The organism is Lactobacillus sp. ESL0679 (assembly GCF_029433515.1).
Taxonomy (GTDB): domain Bacteria; phylum Bacillota; class Bacilli; order Lactobacillales; family Lactobacillaceae; genus Lactobacillus.
On the sequence record NZ_JAQTIG010000012.1, the window covers coordinates 1 to 3,217 of the forward strand.

At 49.6% G+C, this 3,217-nt stretch carries 2 rRNA genes; both read right to left on the reverse strand.

The window, feature by feature from the left end:
* Nucleotides 1-3: 3 nt before the first annotated feature.
* A 5S ribosomal RNA gene (gene rrf / locus PT287_RS09965) occupies nucleotides 4-120 on the reverse strand.
* Between the two features lie 81 nt (nucleotides 121-201).
* Nucleotides 202-3,111, reverse strand: a 23S ribosomal RNA gene (locus PT287_RS09970).
* Nucleotides 3,112-3,217 lie beyond the last annotated feature (106 nt).

Genomic DNA, 3,217 nt, shown 5'->3' on the forward strand with positions numbered 1-3,217 from the left:
AAAGCACGGCAGCGTCCTACCCTCGCAGGCAGTCTCCCACCAACTACTCTCGGCGTGAAGAAGCTTAACTACTGTGTTCGACATGGTTACAGGTGTTTCCTTCTTGCTATTGCCACCGTACTTTTTCTCTTGAGTTCTTACACTCAAAACTAAATATAATCTCTTGAAAATCCTTACTCACAATCCCAAATTGCTTAAGCTCTGGTCAAGTCCTCGACTGATTAGTACTAGTCCGCTCCAAGTCTCACGACTCTTCCACTCCTAGCCTATCTACCTCTTAGTCTTAGAGGTGTCTTACTACTTTCGTATGGGAAATCTCATCTTGAGGGGGGCTTCGCACTTAGATGCTTTCAGCGCTTATCCCTGCCATACTTAGCTACCCAGCTATGCCTTTGGCAAGACAACTGGTACACCAGCGGTATGTCCATCCCGGTCCTCTCGTACTAAGGACAGCTCCTCTCAAATTTCCAACGCCCACGACGGATAGGGACCGAACTGTCTCACGACGTTCTGAACCCAGCTCGCGTGCCGCTTTAATGGGCGAACAGCCCAACCCTTGGGACCAACTTCAGCCCCAGGATGCGACGAGCCGACATCGAGGTGCCAAACCTCCCCGTCGATGTGAACTCTTGGGGGAGATAAGCCTGTTATCCCCAGGGTAGCTTTTATCCGTTGAGTGATGGCCCTTCCATGCGGTACCACCAGATCACTAAGCCCGACTTTCGTCCCTGCTCGAGTTGTCTCTCTCGCAGTCAAGCTCCCTTATACCTTTACACTCTGTGAATGATTTCCAACCATTCTGAGGGAACCTTTGGGCGCCTCCGTTACTCTTTAGGAGGCGACCGCCCCAGTCAAACTGCCCATCTGACACTGTCCTATATCTCGCTTAGAGATACTAGTTAGAGTAGCCATCAAACAAGGGTAGTATCCCAACATTGCCTCCAATAAGACTAGCGTCCTATCTTCTCTGGCTCCTACCTATCCTGTACATGTTTAACAGCTACCCAATATCAAATTGCAGTAAAGCTCCATGGGGTCTTTCCGTCCTGTCGCGGGTAACCCGCATCTTCACGGGTATTATAATTTCACCGAGTCTCTCGTTGAGACAGTGCCCAAATCATTACACCTTTCGTGCAGGTCGGAACTTACCCGACAAGGAATTTCGCTACCTTAGGACCGTTATAGTTACGGCCGCCGTTTACTGGGGCTTCAGTTCGAACCTTCGTCTTGCGACTAAGCTCTCTCCTTAACCTTCCAGCACCGGGCAGGTGTCAGCACCTATACGTCGTCTTACGACTTTGCAGATACCTGTGTTTTTGATAAACAGTTGTTTGGGCCTATTCACTGCGGCTGGCTGTTACACCAGCACCCCTTCTTCCGAAGTTACGGGGCGATTTTGCCGAGTTCCTTAACGAGAGTTCTCTCGCTCACCTTAGTGTTCTCCACTCGACTACCTGTGTCGGTTTGCGGTACGGGTACGTTATCTCTCACTAGAAGCTTTTCTTGGCAGTGTGACTACAGAACCTTCGCTACTTTATTTCGCTCCTCATCACGACTTGTGATTATCGAAAGCAAGCATTTGACTCACTCTCTCACTTATCGCTTGAACATGGCTTCCAGCGCCATGCGTTCCTTGCCTCCTGCGTCCCTCCTTCGCTATTAACGATTTAACGCAGTACAGGAATCTCTACCTGTTGTCCATCGGCTACGCCTTTCGGCCTTACCTTAGGTCCCGACTTACCCTGGGCGGACGAGCCTGCCCCAGGAAACCTTAGTCTTTCGGCGGATAGGATTCTCACCTATCTTTCGCTACTCATACCGGCATTCTCACTTCTAAGCGCTCCAACTATCCTCTCGATTAGCCTTCGCCGCACTTAGAACGCTCTCCTACCACGTGTATTACTACACATCCACAGTTTCGGTACTATGCTTAGCCCCGGTAAATTTTCGGCGCAGCGTCACTCGACTAGTGAGCTATTACGCACTCTTTTAATGATGGCTGCTTCTGAGCCAACATCCTAGTTGTCTACGCAACTCCACATCCTTTTCCACTTAGCATAGATTTTGGGACCTTAACTGGTGATCTGGGCTGTTTCCCTTTCGACTACGGATCTTATCACTCGCAGTCTGACTCCAGCGCTTTGATATCTGGAATTCGCAGTTTATCTGAATTCAGTAACCCCTGACGGGCCCTTCGTCCAAACAGAGCTCTACCTCCATTATCATCCTCGCACCAGGCTAGCCCTAAAGCTATTTCGGAGAGAACCAGCTATCTCCAAGTTCGTTTGGAATTTCACCGCTACCCACAGCTCATCCCCGCAATTTTTAACTTACGTGGGTTCGGTCCTCCAGTGCGTTTTACCGCACCTTCAACCTGGCCATGGGTAGGTCACTTGGTTTCGGGTCTACATCAACTAACTTCCTCGCCCTCTTCAGACTCGCTTTCGCTGCGGCTCCGTCTTTTCTGACTTAACCTCGCTAGTTAACGTAACTCGCCGGTTCATTCTACAAAAGGCACGCCATCACCCTTTAATGGGCTCTGACTACTTGTAAGCACACGGTTTCAGGTTCTCTTTCACTCCCCTTCCGGGGTTCTTTTCACCTTTCCCTCACGGTACTGGTTCACTATCGGTCACAAATTAGTATTTAGCCTTGCGAGATGGTCCTCGCTGCTTCAACCGGAATTCCTCGTGTTCCGGCCTACTCAGGATCCTGCTCGGCGTGACTTCGATTTCGCTTACGGGGCTCTCACCCTCTCTGGCTTACCTTCCCAGATAATTCTGCTATCTCTGCCACTACCTTCTTGCAGTCCTACAACCCCGATTGATAAATCAACCGGTTTGGGCTCTTTCCTCTTCGCTCGCCGCTACTAGGGAAATCGATTTTTCTTTCTCTTCCTGCAGCTACTTAGATGTTTCAGTTCACTGCGTCTTGCCCTACCTGACTATCTATTCATCAGCTAGTAATATGATCGCTCATACTGGGTTCCCCCATTCGGATACCTCCGGATCTCTGCGTACTTACCGCTCCCCGAAGCATTTCGCCGTTCGTCGCGTCCTTCTTCGCCTTCTTGTGCCTAGGCATTCACCGTGCGCCCTTCTTTACTTGACCTTACTCTTAAGATCTACTCTCTCGGTCGCTCTTGCAATCTGTTTCTTTTCTCTTTGATTGTGTCTCGGTTTTTTCTTGGATTATATTCAGTTTTCAATGTACTAAC